This is a genomic window from Arthrobacter globiformis (assembly GCF_046536215.2).
Lineage (GTDB): Bacteria > Actinomycetota > Actinomycetes > Actinomycetales > Micrococcaceae > Arthrobacter > Arthrobacter globiformis_E.
On sequence record NZ_CM143421.1, the window covers coordinates 1,558,150 to 1,582,391 of the forward strand.

Genomic DNA, 24,242 nt, shown 5'->3' on the forward strand with positions numbered 1-24,242 from the left:
GAGTCAAGCCGCGACGGAATAATAATCAATACCCTGGCCGATCAGCAGGCGCGCCACGCCCGGGAATTATTTTGCGGCACCGCACGGAACCCGCCGCGAATTTGACAGCAACCTTAGTATCTGGTTCGGCGCAGGCGCAATTCCGGCGATTCTTCCGCACGCCAGGAGTTTAAGGCAAACGACGTTACAAACTGTTGTGCCGGAGATCACGCCCAAAGGCGTGGCAAGATGAAGCCATGAACATCCCGGCCACTGACCTCATGACGGCCCTGCGCTCGGGCCACTCCACATCGCCGCGCCTGACCTGGTACGGACCCGACGCGGAGCGGGTGGAACTCTCCGGGCGCGTGCTGGACAACTGGGTCGCGAAGACCAGCAACCTGCTCCAGGACGAACTCGATGCGGAACCGGGAATGCGGCTGCGGCTGGACCTTCCCGCGCACTGGAAATCCATCATCTGGGCCCTTGCCGCCTGGCAGCTGGGCATGGAGGTGGTGCTCGGATCCGGCGACGCGGACCTGCTCGCCACCGCCGAGCCGGACGCCGCAGAGGACGGATTCGACGCCGTCGTTGCCGTTCCGCTGCCGGCGCTGGCAATGCGGTGGCCCGGGGACCTGCCGGCCGGAGTCCTGGACTACGCCGCGGAGGTCCGCTCCCACGGCGACGTCTTCATGGCCCACAACGACCCCGATCCGGGGGCTCCCGCCGTCCGCAGCTCCGAGGGTTCAGCCGTCCGCCACGAGGCCCTGCTGGCGGAGTTTGCCGCCGGCCACGAGCCGAGCGCCAGGCTCCTGGTGCGCGCGGCCGACGGCCTCGAGTCGGCGCTGGCCAACGCCCTCGGCGCGTGGAAGAACGACGGCTCGGTGGTCCTGGTCCACGGCGACGTGGAACTGACGGAGAAGCTTCTCGCTGCGGAGCGCATCCACGGCGAGTGAGCTGGACTGGACCTAGCTCGGGCGGACGGGCCGCTCGGGGTCGTCCACGTCCAGTTCCAGGACGCGCTCCGCCGGCTGGGCGGCATGGTGGTGGACCTCGATGATCTCGTGGTCGTGCGAGAACTCCGGCTCCTGGTCCAGTTCCTGGTTGAAGACGAGGAACCGGTAGGCAAAGAACCGGACCACCGTGGCCACGAGAATGCCAACAACGCCAGCGGCGAAGAGCATGTTCTTGTCCGTGACGCCCAGCGAATACTTTGCCAGGGCGGTAAACCCGGTGGAGATGCCGATGCCGATGCCGTTGATGAGGATGAACATCAGGAATTCACGGAGCACGTTGGCCTGGCGGCGGTGCCGGAACGTCCAGAGTCGGTTGGCGATCCAGGAGAACACGGTGGCGACCGTGGCGCCCACAAAGCGGGCCTTGGCCTCGCTGTCCGTCATGGGTCCGTGCATCAGGTAGTACGTCAGCCCGTTGTCAATGACAAACGCCACACCGCCCACGGCACCGAACTTCGCCACCTCGCGCCAGAAAAGCGAGGCGAGTCCCCGGATGCGCTCTGCAAGTGTGTTAATCATGACCCTCCGTGGCCGTGTGAATACTGGGGGCCGTTGGGCCAAGCTCCCATTTTAGCCCCGTTTCCCGGGAGTATCCTCAGAGCACCCCGGCACTGGACGGCCCCAGCCGCGGCCGCGCCGCCAAAATCGTGCGACTTGGGGAGCTTCACAGCCATGAAAGACGGCAACCGCGCTCTCTTTCTGTACGCTGGAACATGTGACTTTTCCAGTAATCGGCGTGGTTGGCGGCGGCCAGCTTGCGCGCATGATGGCCCCTGCCGCCACCGCCCTGGGCTTTGAACTCCGTGTTTTGGCCGAAGGCGAAGACGTATCCGCGGTCTCCGCTGTCCCCAACGCCCCTGTGGGCGACTACAAGGACCTCGATGCCCTGATGGAATTCTCCAAGGGCCTCGACGTGATGACCTTTGACCACGAGCACGTCCCGGGCGACCACCTCTATGCCCTGATCGAAGCCGGGGTCAACGTCCAGCCCGGCCCCGACGCGCTGGTCAACGCCCAGGACAAGCTGGTCATGCGCGCCGCCATCGACCGGCTCGAGCTGCCCAACCCCGAATGGGCCGCGGTGGACGACGTCGCCGGCCTCGTCAGCTTCGGGCACCGGATCGGCTGGCCCGTGGTGCTCAAGACCCCGCGGGGCGGCTACGACGGAAAGGGCGTCCGCATCGTCGGCTCCCCCGAGGAAGCCGCAGAGACCGCCGACTGGTTCGAGTCCATGAGCCCGCTCCTCGCCGAGGCCAAGGTCGAGTTCAGCCGCGAGCTCTCGGCACTCGTTGCCCGCACCCCGGATGGCGCGTCCCGCGCCTGGCCGGTGGTCCACACCATCCAGGTGGACGGCGTCTGCGACGAAGTGATCGCGCCGGCACAGAACATCTCCCTTGAGGTGGCTGCAGCCGCCGAGGAGGCTGCCCTCCGGATCGCGAACGAGCTCGGCGTCACCGGCGTCATGGCCGTGGAAATGTTCGAGACGCCCGGCAGCGGCGCCGGCTTCCTGATCAACGAATTGGCGATGCGGCCCCACAACACGGGACACTGGACGCAGGACGGCTCCGTCACCAGCCAGTTCGAACAGCACCTGCGGGCGGTCCTGAACCTGCCGCTCGGTGCCACGGACGTGCTGGGCCAGGTCGCCGTGATGAAGAACTTCCTGGGCGGCAACAACCAGGACCTCTTTTCCGCTTTCCCGGCCGCGCTGGCGGCGGAACCGGCCGCCAAGGTGCACTGCTACGGCAAGTCCGTGCGCCCCGGCCGGAAAATCGGCCACGTCAACCTGGTGGGCGCGTCCGCTGCGGACGTCGACTCGCTCCGCCAGCGCGCCACCACTGTGGCCAACATCATCCGCGACGGCCGCCTGCCGGCCGCCGCAACAGGCACCACCGAGGAGACCCCATGAGCCCCGAATCCGCAGCAGCCCCGGACGCCGGTGCCACCGCCCCTCTTGTGGGCCTCGTCATGGGCTCGGATTCGGACTGGCCCATCATGGAGGCGGCGGCTGACGCCCTCGCCGAGTTCGGCATTCCCTTCGAGGCGGACGTTGTCTCCGCCCACCGCATGCCCACCGAGATGATCCGCTACGGACAGACGGCGCACGAGCGCGGCCTCCGCGTGATCATTGCCGGTGCCGGCGGCGCCGCGCACCTTCCGGGCATGCTGGCCTCGGTCACTCCCCTGCCCGTGATCGGCGTGCCGGTCCCGCTCAAGACCCTGGACGGCATGGACTCGCTGCTCTCCATCGTGCAGATGCCCGCCGGGGTCCCGGTGGCCACGGTTTCCATCGCCGGGGCGCGGAACGCAGGCCTGCTGGCCGTTCGCATGCTGGCCTCCGGCACCGATGACCTCGCCACCCGCCTTCGCACGGAGCTCCTGGACTTCGCCCAGGAGCTCAACGACGTGGCGAGCCGGAAGGGCGCCAACCTTCGCCAGAAAGTCAACGAGGTCTTCTCCGACTCAAACGTGGCTCTCCGGAGCAGCCGATAGGGATCTGCCATGTCCAACACCGAACTGCCGTCCATGGGCCCCCTGACGGATCCCGTCCGCAACCCGTCGAGCGCTGCTGAACCCGTCCGGACCAAGCGCGCGTTCCTGCTGATCCTGCTCACGCTGCTGGTGCCCGGAAGCGCCCAGATCGTGGCCGGGGACCGCAAACTGGGCCGGATCGCCCTGCGCGTTACCCTCAGCGCCTGGCTGCTCGCGGTCCTTGCCCTGGTACTGCTGTTCACCAACCGGACCCTGCTGATCAACATCATCACCAATCCGGTTGCCTCGCTGCTCATCGTCCTGGTCCTTGCCGCGCTGGCAGTGGGCTGGCTGGTGCTGTTCGTCAACACCCTGCGGCTCATCCGGCCGGTGCTGCTGCCCGCCAAGATGCGGCCCGCCGTCGTCGTTGCCCTTGTCCTCGCCATGGTGGTGAGCAGCGGATCGCTGGGTTACGCCGCGTACCTGCTTAACGTCAGCCGGAATGCCATCGGCAGCATCTTCAACGCCAACGGCCCGGCCATCGACCCGGTGGACGGCCGCTACAACTTCCTGATGATGGGCGGCGACGCCGGAGCCGACCGCACCGGCCGGCGCCCGGACAGCCTGTCCGTGCTCAGCGTTGACGCCAAGTCCGGCCAGACCGCCATCATCTCGGTGCCGCGCAACCTGCAGAACGCCCGGTTCAGCGAGGGTTCGCCGATGCGGAAGATCTACCCGGACGGCTACAACTGCGGCGACGAATGCCTCATCAACGCCATCAACACCGAGGTCACGAACGAGCACAAGGACCTGTACCCCGGGGTCGCCGATCCCGGAGCGCAGGCAACCCTGGAGGCAGTTTCCGGAACGCTCGGCATCACCGTGCAGGCGTATGTGCTGGTGGACATGGACGGCTTCGCGAAGCTGATTGACGCGATGGGCGGCATCCGGATCAAGGCCGGCGGCTGGGTTCCCATCAGCGGCGACATGGTCGACGAGGCCAACGGCATCCACGGCATGCCGCTGGGCTGGATCCCGGCCGGCGACCAGAAGCTCGACGGCTACCACGCCCTCTGGTACGGCCGGTCCCGCGAGTTCGTCGACGACTACGCCCGGATCGCGCGGCAGCAGTGCGTCCAGCAGGCCATGCTGAAACAGCTGGACCCGGCAACCCTGCTGGCGAAGTTCGAGGACATCGCCAACGCCGGCACCAAGGTGGTGGAGTCCAACATCTCCTCCAGCCAGCTCGGCAGTTTCGTGGACCTGGCCATGAAGGCCAAGGGCCAGAACATCAAGCGGCTCACCATCGGGCCGCCGGACTTCGACGCGTCCTTCTCCACGGTGCCCGACTTCGACCAGATCCATGACCGGGTCAAGAAGCTGCTCGCGTCCGCCAGTTCAGAATCGCCGGCCGCCGCACCCGCCGCGACTGAAGACACAGTGCTGCAACCCGGTTCCGTGCCCGGCAGCGGGCCCTCCGCCGCCGGCGCGGCAGGTCCCCTGGCAGGGCTTCCGGCCACCACCCCCTCACCGGCACCGTCGTCGTCGTCGGACTTCACCCCGGTCACCACCACCCCTGAGGGGGAACCGATCACGGAAGCGATGCTGAACCAGTTCAAGCGCGAGGGCAACGAACAGGCCATCCGCGACCTGGTGGCCACCAACGGCCAGTGCGCACCGCTTTGAGCATTTACACCAAACGAGGGGGGACACGAGGCGTGTACCAGATAGACAATGTCCTGCGGCGGTATGCATGGGGCTCGACGACGGCGATCGCCGGCCTGCTCGGCCGGCCGGAGTCCGGCGGTCCGGAAGCCGAACTGTGGATCGGTGCCCATCCTGACTCGCCGTCCGTGGCCATCCGGCCGGACGGCACGACGACGCCGCTGGACGCACTGATTGGCGAGGACCCGGAGCATTTCCTGGGCGCGGCTTCGGTGGCCGAGTTCGGTCCCCGGCTCCCGTTCCTGGCTAAGGTCCTCGCCGCCGCGAAGCCGCTGTCGCTGCAGGTGCACCCGAGCCTCGAGCAGGCCCGGGCCGGATATGCGCGCGAAAACGCGGCCGGCATTCCGGCCGACGCGGCGAACCGCAATTACCACGACGACAACCACAAGCCGGAAATGATTTTCGCGCTGACCCCGTTCGAGTCGCTGTGCGGGTTCCGTGCACCGGAGAAGTCCCGCGACATCTTCCTCCACCTGGCAGGCTGCCTGGAGCTTCCCGGCAACGGCGTCCCGCAGGTCCTGAAGGACGTCATTGACGACCTCTCCCAGCCCGAGGAGGAGAAGGCGCTGCGGTCTGCATTCGAACGGCTGATCGCCGGCGGCGAGGCAGTCAGCGAAGCCACGTCCCGGGTGGTCGACGTGCTGGCCTCCGGCGCGCCCATGGCGCCCTATCAGCTGGAACTGTCCACGGTCCTGAGTCTCAACGGCGAATACCCGGGCGACCCCGGCGTGCTGATCTCCCTGCTGCTCAACCGGCTGTCCCTGCAGCCCGGCGACGCCGTGTACCTCCCGGCAGGCAAGGTCCACGCCTACCTGCACGGCCTCGGTGTCGAGGTGATGGCGTCCTCGGACAACGTGCTCCGCGGCGGCCTGACACCCAAGTTCATCGACATTCCCGAGCTGCTGGACACGATCGTCTTCGAATCGGTGGGCCTCCCCATGCTCCGGGCGGAAACCTCCGAACTCGGACAGGAACTGTACTTCCCGCCCTTCCGCGAGTTCCAGCTCCAGCGGATCGAACTGCGGCCGGACGGTGAGCCGGTGCCGCTGGCGCAGTCGGGCGCTGCGGTGATTATCGTCGTCGCCGGTTCCGTCATCCTGGACTCGCCGAAGGGCGACCTTCAGCTGGACCACGGCGCGAGCGCCTTCCTGCCGGCCGCCGAAGCCCCCGTCAACGTCCACCCCGTATCCGGCACCACGGAAACCGCCGTGGCCTTCGCCGTGACCACCTCGACAAAGGCCTGACCAGCTGTGGAATATTTCCTGCAAACGAAGGCCTGGGAGGATTTCCAGAAGTCCATCGGTCGCCATGTGCACCGGCAGTCCGGTCCCGGCTGGAGTTTCCTGGCCATCGAGGAGAAGAACCCGGCGGGCAAGGTCCTGTATGCGCCCTACGGTCCGGTGGCCGGGTCGGTTGAGGCGTTCGACGACGCCTTGGCCGCCCTCCGCACGCTGGCCAGGTCCTGCGGCGCCGTGTTTGTGCGGATCGAGCCGGTGGGCCTCGATCCTGAGAGTGGGCCGGGGACCCTGCGGAGCCGCGGCCTGCAGCCTGCCCCGGTGAACCAGCAGCCCGAGCTGAGCTGGATCGTGGACCTGGACCGGGACTTCAAGGAAGTCCTGGCGGAGATGAAGCCGGTTAACCGCAACCTGTACCGGAACATCCACAAGAAGGGCGTTACGTTCCGCGCCACGCAGGATCCCGAGGACATCCGGGTGCTGCTGAACTTCCTGCACATGACGGCGCGGCGGAACGGCTTCAAGCCGCAGAGCGACGAGTACCTGACGCAGGTGGCCCAGTCCCTCATGCCCGCCGGCGCAGCAACGCTGTTCATCGCCGACCTGCACGGCGGCCCGGTGGCGGCAGCACTGGCGTACGATTCCGCGGATACCCGGACGTACGCCCACGCCGCCATGGATGACACCCACCGCAAGCTCAGCGCGGGCATTCCCCTCCTGGTGACGCTCATGGCCGATGCCCAGGAGAAGGGCCTGAAGCACGTGGACCTGTGGGGCGTTGCCCCGGCTGACCAGCCCGACCACAAGTGGGCCGGGTTCACCGCGTTCAAGAAGTCCTTCGGCGGGCGGGAGATCTCCTACCCCGGCACCTGGGACCTGCCGGTCAACCGGCCCCGCTACGCTGCCTACCAGGTGGCCCGCAAACTCCGCGACGCCATCAAGTCCCTCCTCAAGCGCCCCGCCTCCTGAGCGCGAACGTACACTTAAGCCCCCTCCCCCGGGCGCGAACGTACACTTGTGGCCCCAAATACCTGTGGTTTTGGGGCCACACGTGTACGTTCGCGCTAGCTTCGGGATTTGTGCCTGTGGATAACGTCTCCATGGCCCTCCGTCCGGTACACACTGGAGCATGGGTCTCTCAGAACTGCCCCAGCAACTGGCGGCGGGGTCATTCACTACCCCCGAAGCTGCCTCATGCGGTGTGTCCCGGAAGCGCCAGCGGCAACCGGACCTGGCCATACCCTCGCGCGGGATCCGCGTCCCGCTCGGCGCAGATGCCACCACCGGCGCCAACCTGCGCGCATATACCGCATTGGACGACGCGTCCACCCTCACCCACCACTCCGGTGCACGCATCTGGGATCTCGGCCTTCCCGGCTGGATGCAGGAAGACTGGCGCATCCATGTCGCACGCGAGAGAGGCTGCAGTAAGCCCCGCCGGCGGAACGTCGTTGGTCATCGCCTGACTTTCAAAGCCGGCGAGGTGGTGATTCACGACGGCGTCCGGGTCACCTCACCTGCAAGGACGTGGCTGGATCTCGCAAGCCTGCTCACCGTCGACGAACTGGTAGCCGCTGGTGATTCGGTGGTGGTTGCGCACGGACCCGAATTCCCGCTGCCGCGGGCTCCACTGGCAGCAATTGAGGACCTGCGCCGGATGGTGGCTTCACACCCGGGCATGCGGGGAATCAAGACAGCACGGCTGGCACTCCCCGAGATCCGCGTAGGGGCCGACTCGCCGCAGGAGACCAAAATGCGGCTGGCTCTTGCCCGCACCAAACTCGGCGAACCGGTTCTGAACCATGTCATCCGCAACAGCTGGGGCCAACCGGCGGTGTGGCCGGACGCCGCCTACCCGGAACACCGCCTGGCACTGCAATACGACGGCGGGCACCATTCGGCTCCAATTCAGGCAGCCCGCGACAGGAAGCGCAAGGAAATCACGGAACGACTGGGGTGGACGGAGCTCAGAGTATTCAAGGACGATCTCGAGGGCGACAAGCCGTTCGTTCTAGAGAAGGTCAGGGCAACATTGCAAGGACAGCTCCGCCGCCAGGCGTCGGGCGCCTAGGACTCCCCTGTTGAAACATGCACGAGCGTACACTCGTGGCCCCGGATCCGGATGGATTCGGGGCCACAACTGTACGTTCGCGCTATAGGCGGGGGCTAGCTCTTGCGGGCGTAGCCTTCCCACTTGCTGGCCTGGTGCTCGCCGTCCACGAAGCGGATGGTGCCGGACTTGGAGCGCATGACGATCGACTGCGTCATGACCTTCTCCTTGTTGTACCGGACGCCGCGGAGGAGGTCGCCGTCGGTGATGCCGGTGGCGGCGAAGTAGCAGTTGTCACTGGTGACGAGGTCGTTGGTGGACAGGACCCGCTCGAGGTCGTGGCCGGCGTCGATCGCCTTCTGCTTCTCGTCGTCGCTGGTCGGCCACAGCCGGCCCTGGATCACGCCGCCGAGGGACTTGATGGCACAGGCGGCAACGATGCCTTCCGGGGTACCGCCGATGCCCATGAGGGCGTCCACGCCGGTGCCGGAGCGGGCAGCCGCGATGGCACCTGCAACGTCGCCGTCCATGATGAACTTGGTGCGCGCGCCGGCTTCGCGGATCTCTTCAACCAGCGGGCGGTGGCGGTCGCGGTCCAGGATCATGACGTTGAGCTGGTTGACCTTCACGCCCTTGGCCTTGGCGATCAGGTGCAGGTTCTGCTTGACCGGCAGACGCAGGTCAACCATGTCGGCGGCTTCGGGACCGGTGACCAGCTTCTCCATGTAGAACACGGCGGAGGGGTCGAACATGGAGCCGCGCTCGGCGACGGCCAGGACGGCCAGGGCGTTGTTGATGCCCAGTGCGGTCAGGCGGGTTCCGTCGATGGGGTCGACGGCGACGTCGCACTCGGGGCCGGTGCCGTCACCAACCTGTTCGCCGTTGAACAGCATCGGGGCTTCGTCTTTTTCGCCTTCACCGATGACCACGACGCCGTTGAAGTGGACGGTGTGAAGGAAGGAACGCATCGCGTCGACGGCAGCGCCGTCCGCCTTGTTCTTGTCGCCGAAGCCAACCCAGTGGCCGCCGGCGATTGCAGCGGCTTCGGTGACGCGGACAAGTTCAAGGGCGAGGTTGCGGTCCGGCTCGTCGGTTCCAACAGCGAGCGACGGGGAAAGCGTTGAGTACTTCTGGGTAATGGACGCTGGTGACACGTGAACCTCTTCTTCGAGTGGCGATCATTGAACCCGCGGGGCCCGAGTCGACCGTCGCGGTGATTCCTCTGTAACTGATCATAGTCGTCACGGCAGGGCCCCGGGCGGCGGATGACCACGCCCCGTAACGGACATGCGGCCTCACCGCCGCCGGCTTCGAATGTGAGTTCGGACCCCGCATGCGCGACTATAGAAGGGTGAGTGATACGCAGGACCAGTCCGCCCCTCGAGCCGCCTCCAGGCTCCCGCCCCCTCCCCGGCAACCGAAGGCCAGCCCATTAAGCCCGTAATCCCCGCGGCCGCCGCGAAACGGGCCAATGCCTCGGTGATCGGAATGATCATCGCCCTGCTGGTGAGCGTCGCTGCGTTCCTGCCGATCGTCCTGATGAACCCGTCCCCGAAGTCGGACGGCTTCCGCCCCAACATCGATGTCAGCGCCGTGGCCGGGAACGCCTCGGGTGTGGCGGGATTCACACCGGTGGCCCCCGCGCCGGGCGACACATTCCACCCGAATTACGCACGCTGGACGGCCGCCACCGGCACCGGCGTCGCGGCCTGGGAGGTCGGGTATGTGACCCCCAAGGAGAAATTCATCGGCCTGACGCAGACCAGCAAGGCCAACCCCACCTGGCTCCTGCAGCAGACCAAGAACGCCCCCGTCACCGGCACGCGCAACGCCGGCGGTAAGGACTGGGAACTGCATGACACGGGCAAGGGTGAGAAGAGCATGGTCCTCGCCTACCGGGGCACCACCGTGGTGCTGGCGGGCGACGCCAATCTGGAGGAGTTCGCGGTCCTGGCGGCCGCCGTCGTCAAATCCCTGGAAAGTAACCCTACTGTCATTGTTTCCCCCACGGCGGGCCCCACACCGTAAGGTGGGGCCGTGACGACATACCTGACTCCTGCCCTGGCCTGGCGCCGTCTGCGCGAAGGCAACGAACGCTTCGTAAGCGGCGAATCATCTCACCCGAACCAGGATGCCTCGCGGCGGTCCTCACTGGTGGAGAACCAGCACCCGTTCGCGGTGATCTTCGGCTGCTCGGACTCGCGGCTCGCCGCTGAAATCATCTTCGACGTCGGACTCGGTGACGTTTTCGTCGTCCGGACCGCCGGCCAGGTCATCGACGACGCCGTCCTCGGCTCGCTCGAATACAGCATCGGCGTGCTGGGCGTGCCGCTGATCGTGATCCTCGGCCACGACAGCTGCGGCGCGGTCAGCGCCACGAAGTCCGCCGTCGAAACCGGCGAGATGCCGACGGGTTTCATCCGCGACCTCGTGGAGCGCATTACGCCGTCGGTCCTCACTTCCCTGCGCAACGAGCAGACGGAGGTCAACGACATGGTGGTGGAACACGTCAAGCAGACCTCGCAGCGCCTTGTGGACAGCTCGCGTGTGATTTCGGACGCAATCGAGTCCGGCAAGGCAGCGGTCGTCGGCCTCTCCTACAGCCTCGCCGAGGGCCACGCGGAGCTTGTTTCCGGAATCGGCGAGCTCTAAAACCAGCCAGGAAGCGCCCGGGCGGGCCGCCGGCAGCAAGCCGTTCACGGTTTTCGATGCGGCGCCCGGGCGTCCTAAGCTAGCCCCATGACTTCCACTGAAGAGTTCCGCATTGAACATGACACGATGGGCGAAGTCCGCGTCCCCGTGAACGCCCTGTACCGCGCACAGACGCAGCGTGCAGTCGAGAACTTCCCGATCTCCGGAAAAACCCTGGAACGTGCGCACATCGAGGCGCTGGCCCGGGTCAAGAAGGCCGCTGCCCAGGCCAACGCTGAACTGGGTGTGCTCGACGGCGAGCTGGCCAAGGCGATCGCGGATGCTGCCGACGAGGTGGCTACGGGCAAGTACGACGGCGACTTCCCCATCGACGTTTTCCAGACCGGTTCGGGCACGTCCTCGAACATGAACACCAACGAGGTCCTGGCCGAACTGGCTTCGCGCGCCCTCAAGGCGGCTGGCAGCGACAAGGTGGTCCACCCCAACGACCACGTCAACGCCTCCCAGTCCTCCAACGACGTGTTCCCCACGTCCGTTCACGTTGCGGCCACCTCGGCCCTGATCAACGACCTCATCCCGGCCCTCGGCTACCTCGCCGAATCCCTGGAGCGCAAGGCCGTTGAGTTCAAGGACGTCGTCAAGTCCGGCCGCACGCACCTCATGGACGCCACCCCCGTCACCCTCGGCCAGGAATTCGGCGGCTACGCCGCGCAGGTCCGCTACGGCATCGAGCGCATCAACGCCGCCCTCCCCCGCGTCGCCGAAGTTCCCCTGGGCGGCACCGCCGTGGGCACCGGCATCAACACCCCGGCCGGCTTCCCGGAGCGCGTCATCGAACTGCTCGCCACGGACACCGGCCTGCCGCTGACTGAGGCCCGCGACCACTTCGAGGCACAGGCCAACCGCGACGGCCTCATCGAAGCCTCCAGCCAGCTGCGCAACATTGCGATCTCCTTCATGAAGATCAACAATGACCTGCGCTGGATGGGCTCCGGCCCCAACACCGGCCTCGGCGAAATTGCCATCCCGGACCTGCAGCCGGGCTCGTCCATCATGCCGGGCAAGGTCAACCCCGTCATCTGCGAAGCGTCCATCATGGTCTGCGCGCAGGTCATCGGCAACGACACCGCCATCGCCTGGTCCGGCACCAACGGCGCCTTCGAACTGAACGTCGGCATCCCGGTCATGGCCGCCAACCTGCTCGAGTCAGTCCGCCTGCTGGCCAACACCAGCCGCGTCATGGCCGACAAGATGATCGACGGCATCACCGCCAATGTCGAGCGCGCCCGCTTCCTCGCCGAGGCCTCGCCGTCCATCGTCACCCCGCTGAACAAGTTCATCGGCTACGAAAACGCCGCCAAGATCGCCAAGACGGCTGTTGCCGAGGGCCTCACCGTCCGCCAGGCCACCGAAAAGCTCGGCTTCGTCGGCGACGGCGAGGGCAAGGTTTCCGAGGCCGACCTGGACAAGGCACTGGACGTCACCACCATGACGGCGCCGGCCCACAAGTCCTAGGTCCCACCGCCTCCCTCAAGTACGACGGCGGCCGCCCACCTTCACAGCGAAGGCGGGCGGCCGCCGTCGTACTTTTTTAATTCCCGCCGCCCAACGCGGAGTTTTTGTCCAGATGTCGCGAGTTGGAGGGCCTTTAAGTCGCGATACGTGGACAAAAACTCCAAGCCCCTCCAACCGGATTGGGACACCTCTCCGCGCCGTCCGCCTGCCGCCCGAGTCAAAATTTGCACTAAAATGACTTGAGTGCAAAACTTTACTTTGTGAATGAGAGTGCAACTATTGGCGGCGGGCTCCGCGAGCGCAAGCGGGCCGCGACCCGGGCGGCGATTACCGCCGTCGCCCGTTCCCTGACCTCCGAGCGGGGCCTCAGCGGCTACACCGTGGAGGACGTCTGCGAGCAGGCGGGCATCTCGCGGCGGACGTTCTTCAACTACTTCCCCACCAAGGAAGACGCCATCCTGGGGCACGTGGATGACGAGCTGCCCGGGGACGTCTTCGAGGAGTTCCTCCACGGCGGGCAGGGCTCCACTCAAGGCGAGATCTCGGCCACCCTGCTCCAGGACCTCCTCCAGCTCTCGCTCAGCATGTCCGAGCGGATGAGCAGCTCCGAGGAGGAGACCCGCCAGCTGATCGGCGTCATCAAGAAGGAACCGCAGCTGATGCTCAAGATCATCGGCGCCACGGAGGAGCGGGAAGCCCACTTCGCCCAGCTCCTGGCCCAGCGCGAAGGTGTTCCGGCCGACCACCCCGTGGTGCGGATGGCCGTCGTGGTCATGGGCAACATCGCCCGGCACACCAGCCTCGCCTACTTCTCCGAAGGCAACACCCGCACATACCGCGACCTGCTGCTCGAAAACTTCGAGGCCGCCAGGCTGCTGCTCTCCCAGCCGTATTCCCGCCCCGCCTCCGACCTCTCCCCCACTGAAGCCCCCTCCGCAGAAGGACAGCCATGAGCACCGCCGTCAGTTCCAAAGCCGCAGCCGGACCGCTGCTGCTGACCCAGAAACGCATCTGGATCATCTTCTCCGCGCTGATCGCCGGCATGCTGCTCTCAAGCCTCGACCAGACCATCGTCTCCACGGCGATGCCCACCATCGTCGGCAAGCTCGGCGGCGTCGAGCACCAGGCCTGGATCACCACCGCGTACCTGCTCGCCACCACCATCGTCATGCCGGTGTACGGCAAGTTCGGCGACATCCTGGGCCGCCGGAACCTGTTCCTCGTGGCTATCGCCCTGTTCACGCTTGCCTCGGTGGGCTGCGCCTTCGCCACGGACTTCTGGGGCTTCGTGATCTTCCGTGCCATCCAGGGCCTGGGCGGCGGCGGCCTGATGATCCTCTCGCAGGCCATCATCGCGGACATCGTCCCCGCCAAGGAGCGCGGCAAATACATGGGCCCGCTCGGCGCCATCTTCGGCCTCTCGGCCGTGGCCGGCCCGCTGCTGGGCGGCTTCTTCGTGGACCACCTCACCTGGGAGTGGGCCTTCTACATCAACATCCCCATCGGCATCGCCGCCTTCACCATCGCCTGGTTCACCCTGACGCTTCCGAACAAGAAGGCCGAAAAGCGGATCGACATCCTGGGCGTCCTGTTCCTCTCCGTCGCCACCACCTGCCTGATCTTCTTCACCGACTTCGGCGGCAAGAAGGACGAGGGCTGGGACTCACCCGTCACGTGGGCCTTCGGCGCCGGCCTGGTCCTCGCCGCCGCGGCCTTCGTCATGGTGGAGCGCCGGGCGGAAGACCCCATCATTCCGCTGAGCCTCTTCAAGAACCGCATCTTCGTGAACTCCACCGCCATCGGCTTCACTCTGGGCCTGGGCATGTTCGCCGCCATCGCCTTCGTGCCCACGTTCCTGCAGATGTCCTCGGGCACCTCCGCCGCCGAGTCCGGGCTCCTCATGCTCCCGATGATGGCCGGCCTGATGGGAACGTCGATCTACTCCGGCATCCGGATTTCCAAAACCGGCAAGTACAAGATGTTCCCGATCCTCGGCGCCAGCCTGACCATCGCCGCCATGCTCTGGTTCACCACGCTGTCGGCCGAGACGCCCATCTGGGTCATCTGCGTCCAGCTGTTCCTGTTCGGTTCCGGTCTCGGCCTGATCATGCAGGTCATCGTCCTCGTGGTCCAGAACTCCGTTCCGGCGGACCAGATCGGCACAGCCACCAGCACCAACAACTACTTCCGCGAGGTGGGGGCTGCGCTGGGCGTGGCGGTGTTCGGCTCGATCTTCACGAACCGGTTGGCGGAGTCCCTGACAAACGCGTTCACCGGCGCCGGAGCATCGGCCAGCCAGGCTTCACAGTCCACCAGGACGCTGGATCCGCAGACCCTCGGCCAGCTTCCGGAGCAGCTCCGGGACGCGATCGTCAACGCCTACGCCGACTCCCTGGCACCGGTGTTCTGGTACCTCGTCCCGTTCATCGCCGTGGCACTTGTCCTGGCCATCACGCTGAAGCAGATCCCGCTCTCCGACACGGCCGGGATGGTTGCCCGCGGCGAGGCCGTGGGCGGCGAGGAGGCGGAGCTTCTCGAGGCAGCCCTGCGCGAGGCCTCCGTCCCCGAGCCGGCGTTGCGTGAGGTGGAAGTACTTGAGACAGCGTTGCGTGACGCTGACGGTGTGAAGGACGACGACGGCGAGCTCGCCGGCCAGCGCCGCTGACCTTCTCCCGGGCTACTGCCGCGGGAACCACAGTGCGCGAGCTGGCAGTTAATGCCCACAAACCGAGGATTTGAGGGCATTAACTGCCAGCTCGCGCACTGTGGGACTTAGGCGGGCAGCAGGACCATCGCAGCTGCTGCGCCGGCCAGCATGAACGGCCCGAACGGAATAGCCGACTTGAGGGTCCCGCGCCGCAGCGCCAGCAGGCCGATGCTCCAGAGTCCGCCGAGCAGGAACGCAGCGAAGGTCCCCGCGAAAACGTGTGGCCAGCCCAGATAACCCAGATAGAGGCCCAGGACGCCGGCGAGCTTCACGTCACCGAACCCCATGCCCGGCGGGTACACGAGCCGCAGCACGAAGTAGAAGACCCACAGCACCGCTCCCCCGGCCGCAATCCTCAGTGCCGGCACGCCGAAAAGGCGGGCCGCGCCGTCGGGCACTCCCGACGGATCCCCGACGGCGAGAATGAGCACCGCCCCCAGCAGCAGCACCCCGGCCACGCCATAGGACGGGAAGACAATCCGGTCCGGCAGGAGATGGTGCCGGACATCGATGACCGTGAGCCGAACCGCCATGACGGCGAAGTAGGCGCAAGCGGCCAGCAGCAGCCAGAAAGCCGGCGGTGCCGCTTCCCACAAGTCCCCCAGTCGTTGGATCACACTCGGATGCTACTGGATCGCCCGGCCTGGCGCTGGGGGGCCGCGCGTAAACTGTGGATATGGGGACCTGGGACGCCAAACACCGGCAGGAACACGGCGGCGGTGCGACGCCCACGTCGGCCGCCTCCTTTCGCAACCTTTGCCGCTCGTCCCCGTGGAAATGGCAGTCCCTGCGCTTCGAATACACCGAGACACCCGGCAGCGGGCTTCCGGGCAGCACGGTCCGCGCCTGGCTGCGCCGCCCCGGCGCGCTTCGCCTGGAATCCGGCGACGGCACCCTGCTCGGCAGCACCACCGGCATCAACGATTCCCGCGACGGCCTGTACATCAGCGCCACCCGGAAGTCGTGGCTCCTCCCTGCGCACCTGGTGACCCCGGTGTACGACGACGGCGGGCTGGTGCGGCGCCGCCCTGAGGCCGCGTACGGCGAACCGTCGTTCGGCAACGGCCGCTTCGCGGCCGCCCTGGATCCGGTGGAGCTGGCGGGAAACGCGCCGGTGCCGCTGGAGTTCCCCAACGCCAACGCCGTCGAGGTGCTGGAGCCCGTTCAGGAGGTGACGCATGAAGGCCGTCCCGCGCTGGAGACCGTGGTCTCCCCGAATCCCGGTTACCGGCCGCTGGATGCGACGGCACCACTCTGCGGCCCCGGACGGACCAGGATCCGCATCGATGCCGGGACCGGGGTGTGCGTGTCCGCCGAACCGGTCGACGGCGAGGCGCAGTTTCCCGGGCACCGCATCCGGATCCTGGGAGTGGACGAATACATGCTGGACGATCTTTTCGTGGCCGAGCCCATGAACCTCACCGATGTGCGCGAGCACATCCAGTGGCCGCTGCGGCCCAACCCCGCCTGACAAACCGCGCCCGACCAACCCGCCCGGGCAGGCCACCCGGAATAGCCAACCCGGCCCGGCAGGCCACCCGGAATGCGGGGGGCCGTGCAGGTTTTTTCCAACCTGGCGGCTTCACACTCGTGCCATGTCAACCATGGCTCCAGACGTATCGACACCTGACACGGCCGTCACCGGCAGGACCGGTGCGGGGCGCCGAAGGAAGCTGCTGCTGATCCCGCTCTCCCTGCTCTGCACCCTGGGACTCGTGCTCGGATATCTCTTCCTTACGGCCAAGCCGGAGGCGAGTACGCCGCTGGGCGCAAGCGCGGCCATCCCCGGCGGCACGGCGCGGGTCAATGGCATCATCCCGCTGGAAAAGGACGGCTGGCTTCCGCCGGAACGCGTCCAGGTCCTGGACGAGGGCCCGTCAGCGGGAACCCACCGGGTGCGGATACTGGTGCAGTTCACCGCCCTCGAAGGCGAAGGCGTCGCGGTGGACACGTCGCAGTTCTCGGTGACCGGGCTGGGTGCCAACAGCATCCATCCGCTGTGGACATCACCCGGGAAGACACAGCTCAAGCCGGGCGATACTGCAGACGCCACCATGGTCTTCGAGCTGCCCAACCAGGCGATCGCCCTCGTGCTGGAAGGACCCGGCAACACCCGGCTGTCCCTCGGTTTGTCGCACCACACGAGCTGACGGCGCTGCTGGTTTAGGCCGGACCTGCATGTTGGCTGCCCCGCATCCCCGGCCCGTGGTGCCCATCCGTTAGGCTTCCCGCATGACCGAGCTGACCTCCGTGTGGCCCCCGTTCGCCCTCACCCTGGCCACTCCCCGGCTCACGCTGCGGCCGCTGCGCGACGACCACATCCCCGCCGCGGTTGAAGCGGCGACCAGCGGCATCCACGACGAGAGACGGAACCCGTTCAGCACACCCTGGACGGCTGTCCCCGCCGGGGAGCTGGGACCCAACATGGCGCGCTGGTACTGGCAGTGCCGCGCCGCCTCCACGCCGGAGTCCTGGACGCTGACCCTGGGCATCTGGCATGACGGCAGCTTCCTGGGTTGCCAGGACATCGCCGCGCGGGACTTTTCGGTCCTCCGCACGGTCACTACGGGATCATGGCTGCGGAGGAGCGCGCAGGGCCGCGGCTTCGGCAGGGAGATGCGGGCCGCCGTCGCGCTTTACGCCTTTGACTGGCTGGGCGCCGAAGTCTGCGAATCCGAAGCCGCCGACTGGAACGCCGCTTCTTTGGGCGTCTCCCGGTCGCTCGGCTACGAACTGAACGGCGTCACCCGCATGTCGTGGGGCGGCAAGCAGGAAACAGTCCAACGTGTACGCCTCACCCCGGAAGGCTTCCGCCGCCCCGACTGGCACCTAAAGGTAGAAGGCCACGAACCAACGGCGAAGTTCCTGCTTGGGGTTGCACCTGGTTGAGCTTGGCCCGCCCCTCGACCGCGTTACCAAAAATGGCCGCGTGAACTCCGTTCTATGCGGCCACATTTGGCAAAAGGACGTCGGCGTCGCGCTAAGCGACGGCGGGGCGCCGTCAGCCGCGGCAACGGCACCCGCCCCAGAACTACGCCCCTTCGAGCAGGTCCGTGACGAGCGCCGCGATGGGCGAGCGTTCGGACCGCGTGAGGGTGATGTGGCCGAAGAGCGGGTGACCCTTCAGGGTTTCGACGACAGCTGCGATGCCGTCGTGCCGTCCGACCCGGAGGTTGTCACGCTGGGCAACGTCGTGGGTGAGGACGATCTTCGAGTTCTGCCCGATCCTGCTCATGACGGTCAGCAGAACATTCTTTTCGAGAGACTGGGCCTCGTCCACGATCACGAAGGCGTCGTGCAGGGAGCGTCCGCGGATGTGGGTCAGCGGCATGACCTCCAGCATGCCGCGGTCCATGACCTCCTCCACGACTTCCTGGCTCACCAGCGCGCCCAGGGTGTCGAAGACCGCCTGCGCCCAGGGGTTCATCTTTTCCTGCTCCGAGCCCGGCAGGTACCCAAGCTCCTGGCCGCCGACGGCGAAGAGCGGGCGGAACACGATCACCTTGCGGTGCTCGCGGCGTTCCAGCACGGCCTCAAGGCCCGCGCAGAGGGCGAGGGCGGACTTGCCGGTGCCGGCGCGGCCGCCCATGGACACAATGCCCACGGCGGGGTCCATCAGCAGGTCGATGGCGAGCCGCTGCTCCGCGGAGCGCCCGTGGAGGCCGAAAATATCGCGGTCCCCCTTGACCAGGCGCACCTGCTTGTCGGCGCCGACGCGGCCCAGGGCCGAGCCCCGGCTGCTGAGCACCACCAGGCCCGTGTTGACCGGCAGCTCTGCGGCCGCCGGGATGAAGACCGGTTCGTGGCCGTACAGCGTGGAGATCTCCTCGTCGCTCGCATCGATCTCGGCGACGCCGGTCCACCCGGAATCCTTGACGAGCTCATTGCGGTATTCGTCGGCCAGCAGGCCCATGGCCGAGGCCTTGACCCGCATCGGGAGGTCCTTGGACACCACGGTGACGTTGCGCCCCTCGTTGGAGAGGTTCTTGGCGACGGCCAGGATACGGCTGTCGTTGTCCCCGGCGCGGAATCCGGCCGGCAGGACCTCGGCCGAGATGTGGTTCAGCTCGATCATGAGCGTCCCGCCCGCGTCACCCAGCGGAATGGGCCGGTTCAGCCCGCCGTGCTGGATGCGAAGGTCATCAAGGAGCCGGAGCGCCTTCCGTGCAAAGTAGCCGAGTTCGGGGTCGTGCCGCTTCCCTTCAAGTTCGGTGATCACCACGATCGGCACAACGACCTCGTGCTCCGCGAAGCGCAGCAGCGCGCGGGGGTCGGACAGCAGCACGGAGGTGTCGATGACGAACGTGGATACTGACGGCTGGGTTTCAGTCATTGGGCCGGAAACAGCAAGACCGGCTGCGGCGTCTTTCGTGTCCGCACCGGTCTTTGAATTGGCTCGCTTGGCGCGAGAGGTAGCCTTCTCACCCTTGTCCGTGATGACTTCGGGCAGTTGTTCAGAAATAGCCACATCGACTCCAGCCCCGGGGCACATGCCCGGAATTGTTATTGGTGAGGCGGCTCGGCCACGAGGCCGGATCCGGCCTCCCATACAACCGGTGCGAAGAATCGCTCCATGTACTGGCCTCCCCGATCAGCCGGCGGTTTGCCTGCTGATGGATTTAACGTAAATCGCCCCGAACTAATTTCCAACGTCTTCTTCCGGCGATTCCTGTTGCCGGTGTGTGAATTCGGAGTGAACGGCGGCGGCCCAGCGGGCGGCCGGCAGAAACCGGAAAGCTACGAGCCGAAGCGCCGCTGTCGGCCGGCGTAGTCGCGCAGTGCCCGGAGGAAATCCACCTTCCGGAAGGCCGGCCAGAGGGCCTCGCAGAAGTAGAACTCGCTGTAGGCGCTCTGCCACATCAGGAAGCCGGAGAGCCGCTGCTCGCCGGAGGTCCGGATCACCAGGTCCGGATCGGGCTGGCCCCGGGTGTAGAGAAAGCGCGAGATGTCCTCCACGCTCAGGGAGTCGGCCAGCTCGCTGATGTCCGCCTTGTGCGCCACGGCGTCGTGCAGCAGCTCGCGCACCGCGTCCACGATCTCGCGCCGGCCGCCGTAGCCGACGGCGACGTTCACGTGGAGTTTTTCGCGCACCGGCGTCCGGGCCGTGAGCTTGGTCAGACGCTCCGCCAGGTAGTCCGGGAGCAGCTCCGGGGCGCCCATGGCGTGCACCGAAATGTCGGCGTCCTCGTCGAGCCGGTCCAGCGTATTGGCGATGATGCCCATGAGCAGGTCAAGCTCCTCGCCGGAGCGGCTCATGTTGTCCGTGGAGAGCATGTAGAGGGTGACCACCCGGACGCCGAGTTCCTGGCACCAGCCGAGGAACTCGTGGATCTTGTCCGCGCCGGCCTGGTGGCCCTGGCTGGTGGGGGCATTGAACTGCCGGGCCCAGCGCCGGTTTCCGTCCACCATGACGCCGATGTGCCGGGGGATCCGTTCCGGCTCCAGGGAGCGCAGCAGCTTGCGCTCGTAGAAGCCATAGAGGAACCCGGGCCATTCCATCCGGAGACTCACCTGACTTCCTCTGTACGACTTTTGTGCAAGTCCTAGGCTACCGCCCGGAGGCGGCGGCCGCGTGCAGCCGGCCGTCCAACAGCCCGCCAACGGAGCCGCAGGCGTCCCCCAGCAGAGACGTTACTCGAAGGTAACTTACTGAACCGTAGGTTATTCTGGATGACATGAAAAGCAACGCCCCGGATGGCACATCAGGCGGACCGGAGCCCTCGAAGGCTGAACCCACCGCCGTGGACGACGCCGCGGCGCGCATCGCGGAACTGCTGACCATCAAGCCCAAGTGGCGGGGATGGATCCACACCGTCACCGCGCCGTTCGCCTTGGCCGCCGGGATTGTTCTGGTTGCGGCAGCCCCCACCGCGGACCGCAAGGTCACGTCCGCCATCTACGCCCTGACCGGCGTGCTGCTCTTCGGCGTCAGCGCGGTGTACCACCGCGGCAACTGGTCCCCCGGCGTCAAACGCGTCCTCAAGCGGCTGGACCATACCAACATCATGCTGGTGATCGCCGGCAGTTACACTCCGCTGGCGTGGAGCCTGCTGGACAGGCCGACGGCGGAGTTCCTGCTCTGGCTGATCTGGTCCGCAGCGATCCTGGGCGTCCTCTTCCGGCTGCTCTGGACCGACGCGCCACGCTGGCTGTACGTGCCCATCTACATCGGCCTGGGCTGCGGGTCCCTGTTCTACCTGCCCGCCTTCTTCGCGGCGAGCGTTCCGGCGGCCCTGCTCATCTGCATAGGCGGCGCCCTGTACATCGCCGGGGCCGTGTTCTACGCCCTCAAGAAGCCCAACTTCAGCTACCGGCACTTCGGCTTCCACGAACTGTTCCACGCCTTCACGGTGCTGGCCTTTGCCGCGCACTTCGCGGCCATCCTCATCGCAGTGCTGAGCTGACGCGTTCCAGCGCCTCCGCAACGGTTGCCACGGGCCGGTCGCAGACCATGCCGCGGCAGACATACACGAGCGGCGCGCCGCCCGGCCCTGCCGGACGCTGCCGCAGCAGCGGCACGTCGGCCGGCTTCCCGCCGCCGTCCGCCTCCGCCTCACCCACCGCAACTGCCAGCCCCGGGCTCGGGGACAGCAGCAGCGCGCGGTGCAGGGCGTCCCGTTCCGGTCCGGCAGGGCCGACGACGGCGGCCTCCAGCGGCCCCGCCAGCGCGGCCTGCGCTGTGGCCAGGAGCCAGCCCGCCACGCGCGGCGCCCGCGTTGCGAGCGGGGGCACCAGGGCCAGGATGTTCCCGGCCATGATCCGGTGGGCCGTGGAGCCGGACAGCGCGGCGTAGCCCAGCAGGACGCCGGCGAAGGCGGCCGCGCCGCTGGGCGTGGCGTTGTCGAAAGGGTCCAGGCCCGGCGTTCCGCCCTGGGCGCTGACCACCTGCTCCGACTCCCCGGCCGAGTCTGCGAGCCTTCCACCATCCACGAACCGCGCGCCGGCCGCCCGGATCAGCGCCTCGGCCAGGGTGTACCAGCGGGAATCGCCCGTGGCCGAGTACAGCGCCAGGAAGCCGTCCGCGCAGAACGCATAGTCCTCGAGCAGGCCGCCGATTCCCCGCGCCGCACCGCCATGCGAAACACGGACCAGTTCCCCCGCGGCCGGCCGATTCGGTGCCTGTTTCCCCGGCGTCGGCTTCCCCGGTCCAGGCCGCCAGTGGACCCGTTCCAGGTAGCCGGCAATCCGGGCTGCCGCCGCCACAAGGTCCGGCCGGTCCAGGACCGCCCCGGCGTCAGCGAGCGCAGCCACGGCGAGCCCGTTCCAGCCCGCCACCACCTTCTCGTCCCGCTCGGGCTGCGGCCGGCGTGCCCTGGCGTCCTGAAGGCGGGGCCGCACGGCCTGCCAGAGCCGGGTCTCGTCGCCATCCAGCGCCCGGCCGGGGTGCAGTGGCGACCCGAACTCCGACACGGTGCCGCGGGAGGCGACGTTCATCATCCAGGCGACGGCAGCGGCATCCTCCGCGCCGAGCACCTGCTCCAGATCGTTAGTGGTCCAGAGGTAGCTGGCCCCCTCATGGTGCTCACCGTCCACCACGGAATCGGCATCCAGCGAGGACGCCAGTCCCCCGTCGGGCAGCCCCAGCGCGGTGAGCATCCAGTCCGCGGTCCGCGACGCGGTGTCCGCGGCCTCGGCGGCCGGGAACCCGGCCGCCCCGCCCAGCCGGATCCAGTGCACGTAGACGCGCAGCAGCTGGGCGTTGTCGTAAAGCATCTTCTCGAAGTGCGGAACGGACCAGTCGCTCGTCACCGAATACCGCGCGAAGCCGGCGTCGAGCTGGTCAAAGAGAGCCGAACGGGCCATCGCCGCGAGGGTCCGCCCGGCCATCTCCCTGGCCTCGTCGGCGGTCTCCGAAGGCACCGCCGCGTGCCGGACCAGGAACTCCAGGACGGCCGACGGCGGGAACTTGGGGGCGGTGCCGAACCCGCCGTCGCCGGGGTCTTCCGACCCAGCCAGGGAGCGGACGGCGGCGGGCAACAGCCCGGCGTCGAGCCCTTCCGGCGGACGGGACACGTCCACGGCCGCTGCGAGCTGCACCTGCCCCATGTTCTGCGCGAGCGAGCGGGCATTCTCCTCCACAGCGTCGCGGCGTTCGGTCCACGCCTGATGCACGGCTTCGAGGACCTGGCGGAAGGAGGGACGCCCGGGCATGGGCCGGGGCGGGAAATAGGTGCCGGCATGGAAGGCGAGGCCGCCGGGCGTCAGGAAGACGGACATGGGCCAGCCGCCCTCGCCGCTGATGGCCTGCGTGGCAGCCATGTAGACGGAGTCGACGTCGGGACGTTCCTCACGGTCCACCTTGACCGCCACGAAGTGGCTGTTCAGGTAGTCAGCGGTGGCCTGGTCCTCGAAGGATTCGCGGGCCATGACGTGGCACCAGTGGCAGGCGGCGTAGCCGATGGACAGGAACACGGGGACGTCCCGGGACGCGGCCCCGGCAAAGGCGGCGTCCCCAAAGGGCTGCCAGTGCACCGGGTTGCCGGCGTGCTGGCGAAGGTAGGCAGAGGGTTCCGCGCCGAGGGCATTGCGCTCCCCCCGTGCGGGCTCCCCCGGCCCGGGCTGCCCTGATGCGGGCCGCCCCGATCGGGAATCAGGTGTCGGCGCGGCCTGCATTGCCGTTGGCGGCATCGTCGCGGGCAATATCGGCCGCCTCGGCCGCAGCCTGGCGTTCCTCCTCCACCTGGGCGCGGTACCGGACGCGGCGGATGCGGCGCACCATGTCAACGATCAGCAGCGCGGTGAGCACCACGATGAAGGCGGTCAGCAGGAAGCCCAGCAGGCCGGGCGTGACCTGGTCCTGGGACAGGCCGGGGCGCAGCGACGGCGAGGGTGCCGGGGACGATGCCAGGGCGATGAGCAAATGGTGCACAGTTCAAACCTTCTCAAGGCTG

Annotated in this window: 23 protein-coding genes; 16 read left to right on the top strand and 7 right to left on the bottom strand. The window is 67.4% G+C overall.

Going from position 1 to position 24,242, the window contains the following annotated elements; genetic code table 11:
- Window positions 1-236 precede the first annotated feature (236 nt).
- Entirely contained in the window at window positions 237-935 is a 699-nt protein-coding gene (locus tag R5O87_RS06945) for a TIGR03089 family protein (RefSeq protein ID WP_410557901.1), read from the top strand.
- A gap of 12 nt (window positions 936-947) precedes the next feature.
- Here R5O87_RS06945 and R5O87_RS06950 read toward each other — a convergent pair whose 3' ends face one another.
- Entirely contained in the window at window positions 948-1,514 is a 567-nt protein-coding gene (locus R5O87_RS06950; protein WP_410557902.1) for a GtrA family protein, read from the bottom strand.
- Window positions 1,515-1,758: 244 nt separating this feature from the next.
- Here R5O87_RS06950 and R5O87_RS06955 point away from each other — a divergent pair, with 244 nt between their 5' ends.
- From R5O87_RS06955 to R5O87_RS06980, 6 genes are all read left to right on the top strand, one after another.
- The gene (locus R5O87_RS06955) at window positions 1,759-2,904 is read left to right on the top strand and encodes a 5-(carboxyamino)imidazole ribonucleotide synthase (protein WP_410557953.1); all 1,146 of its coding nucleotides are present in this window, start codon (window positions 1,759-1,761) and stop codon (window positions 2,902-2,904) included.
- On the top strand, window positions 2,901-3,488 hold the full coding sequence (gene purE / locus R5O87_RS06960; protein WP_410557903.1) for a 5-(carboxyamino)imidazole ribonucleotide mutase: 588 nt from the start codon (window positions 2,901-2,903) through the stop codon (window positions 3,486-3,488). Before R5O87_RS06955 ends, purE begins: the two co-directional genes overlap by 4 nt.
- A gap of 9 nt (window positions 3,489-3,497) precedes the next feature.
- A complete protein-coding gene (locus R5O87_RS06965; RefSeq protein ID WP_410557904.1) occupies window positions 3,498-5,153 on the top strand; it encodes an LCP family protein in 1,656 nt (551 codons plus the stop codon).
- Window positions 5,154-5,185: 32 nt separating this feature from the next.
- Entirely contained in the window at window positions 5,186-6,436 is a 1,251-nt protein-coding gene (manA, locus tag R5O87_RS06970) for a mannose-6-phosphate isomerase, class I (protein ID WP_410557905.1), read from the top strand.
- A gap of 6 nt (window positions 6,437-6,442) precedes the next feature.
- Window positions 6,443-7,396 (top strand): lipid II:glycine glycyltransferase FemX, encoded by a 954-nt coding sequence (locus R5O87_RS06975; protein WP_410557906.1) that lies wholly within the window; start codon window positions 6,443-6,445, stop codon window positions 7,394-7,396.
- A gap of 160 nt (window positions 7,397-7,556) precedes the next feature.
- The gene (locus tag R5O87_RS06980; protein ID WP_410557907.1) at window positions 7,557-8,498 is read left to right on the top strand and encodes an endonuclease domain-containing protein; all 942 of its coding nucleotides are present in this window, start codon (window positions 7,557-7,559) and stop codon (window positions 8,496-8,498) included.
- Between the two features lie 95 nt (window positions 8,499-8,593).
- On the opposite strand, the gene glpX is transcribed toward R5O87_RS06980, so the two are convergent.
- Window positions 8,594-9,631 carry a class II fructose-bisphosphatase gene (gene glpX, locus R5O87_RS06985; RefSeq protein ID WP_410557908.1) on the bottom strand — a complete coding sequence of 346 codons (1,038 nt, stop codon included), beginning with the start codon at window positions 9,629-9,631 and terminating at the stop codon, window positions 8,594-8,596.
- Window positions 9,632-9,965: 334 nt separating this feature from the next.
- Between glpX and R5O87_RS06990 the strand changes: the two genes are divergently transcribed.
- The 5 genes from R5O87_RS06990 to R5O87_RS07010 all read left to right on the top strand — a co-directional run bounded on the left by R5O87_RS06990 (window position 9,966) and on the right by R5O87_RS07010 (window position 15,309).
- Window positions 9,966-10,505, top strand: a complete 540-nt coding sequence (locus R5O87_RS06990; RefSeq protein ID WP_462836400.1) for a DUF4245 domain-containing protein — start codon at window positions 9,966-9,968, stop codon at window positions 10,503-10,505.
- A gap of 9 nt (window positions 10,506-10,514) precedes the next feature.
- Window positions 10,515-11,129: a carbonic anhydrase gene (locus R5O87_RS06995; RefSeq protein WP_410557910.1), complete on the top strand. Its 615-nt coding sequence runs from the start codon at window positions 10,515-10,517 to the stop codon at window positions 11,127-11,129.
- A gap of 87 nt (window positions 11,130-11,216) precedes the next feature.
- Window positions 11,217-12,644 (top strand): class II fumarate hydratase, encoded by a 1,428-nt coding sequence (locus tag R5O87_RS07000; protein ID WP_410557912.1) that lies wholly within the window; start codon window positions 11,217-11,219, stop codon window positions 12,642-12,644.
- A 260-nt stretch (window positions 12,645-12,904) separates the two neighbouring features.
- Complete coding sequence (locus tag R5O87_RS07005) at window positions 12,905-13,597, top strand: TetR family transcriptional regulator (protein WP_410557913.1); 693 nt, start codon at window positions 12,905-12,907, stop codon at window positions 13,595-13,597.
- Entirely contained in the window at window positions 13,594-15,309 is a 1,716-nt protein-coding gene (locus tag R5O87_RS07010; protein ID WP_410557914.1) for an MDR family MFS transporter, read from the top strand. The genes R5O87_RS07005 and R5O87_RS07010 overlap by 4 nt, the downstream gene beginning before the upstream one ends.
- 107 nt (window positions 15,310-15,416) lie before the next feature.
- Here R5O87_RS07010 and R5O87_RS07015 read toward each other — a convergent pair whose 3' ends face one another.
- Window positions 15,417-15,968 (bottom strand): prepilin peptidase, encoded by a 552-nt coding sequence (locus R5O87_RS07015; protein ID WP_410557915.1) that lies wholly within the window; start codon window positions 15,966-15,968, stop codon window positions 15,417-15,419.
- 59 nt (window positions 15,969-16,027) lie between these two features.
- On the opposite strand from R5O87_RS07015, the gene R5O87_RS07020 reads away from it, so the two are divergent.
- From R5O87_RS07020 to R5O87_RS07030, 3 genes are all read left to right on the top strand, one after another.
- On the top strand, window positions 16,028-16,822 hold the full coding sequence (locus R5O87_RS07020; RefSeq protein WP_410557916.1) for a hypothetical protein: 795 nt from the start codon (window positions 16,028-16,030) through the stop codon (window positions 16,820-16,822).
- 133 nt (window positions 16,823-16,955) lie between these two features.
- Window positions 16,956-17,501, top strand: coding sequence for a hypothetical protein (locus R5O87_RS07025; protein ID WP_462836401.1), 546 nt, complete (start codon window positions 16,956-16,958; stop codon window positions 17,499-17,501).
- Window positions 17,502-17,583: 82 nt separating this feature from the next.
- Complete coding sequence (locus tag R5O87_RS07030) at window positions 17,584-18,240, top strand: GNAT family N-acetyltransferase (RefSeq protein ID WP_410557918.1); 657 nt, start codon at window positions 17,584-17,586, stop codon at window positions 18,238-18,240.
- 142 nt (window positions 18,241-18,382) lie between these two features.
- On the opposite strand, the gene R5O87_RS07035 is transcribed toward R5O87_RS07030, so the two are convergent.
- Complete coding sequence (locus R5O87_RS07035; RefSeq protein WP_410557919.1) at window positions 18,383-19,819, bottom strand: PhoH family protein; 1,437 nt, start codon at window positions 19,817-19,819, stop codon at window positions 18,383-18,385.
- A gap of 269 nt (window positions 19,820-20,088) precedes the next feature.
- Window positions 20,089-20,850 (bottom strand): isoprenyl transferase, encoded by a 762-nt coding sequence (locus tag R5O87_RS07040; RefSeq protein WP_306926727.1) that lies wholly within the window; start codon window positions 20,848-20,850, stop codon window positions 20,089-20,091.
- A gap of 263 nt (window positions 20,851-21,113) precedes the next feature.
- Here R5O87_RS07040 and trhA point away from each other — a divergent pair, with 263 nt between their 5' ends.
- Window positions 21,114-21,755, top strand: a complete 642-nt coding sequence (trhA, locus tag R5O87_RS07045) for a PAQR family membrane homeostasis protein TrhA (protein WP_410557954.1) — start codon at window positions 21,114-21,116, stop codon at window positions 21,753-21,755.
- Here the strand turns inward: trhA and R5O87_RS07050 are convergent.
- Window positions 21,736-23,964, bottom strand: a complete 2,229-nt coding sequence (locus tag R5O87_RS07050) for a thioredoxin domain-containing protein (RefSeq protein ID WP_410557920.1) — start codon at window positions 23,962-23,964, stop codon at window positions 21,736-21,738. The two genes, trhA and R5O87_RS07050, sit on opposite strands and share 20 nt — an antisense overlap.
- Entirely contained in the window at window positions 23,942-24,220 is a 279-nt protein-coding gene (locus tag R5O87_RS07055; RefSeq protein WP_387099803.1) for a hypothetical protein, read from the bottom strand. The genes R5O87_RS07050 and R5O87_RS07055 overlap by 23 nt, the downstream gene beginning before the upstream one ends.
- Window positions 24,221-24,242 lie beyond the last annotated feature (22 nt).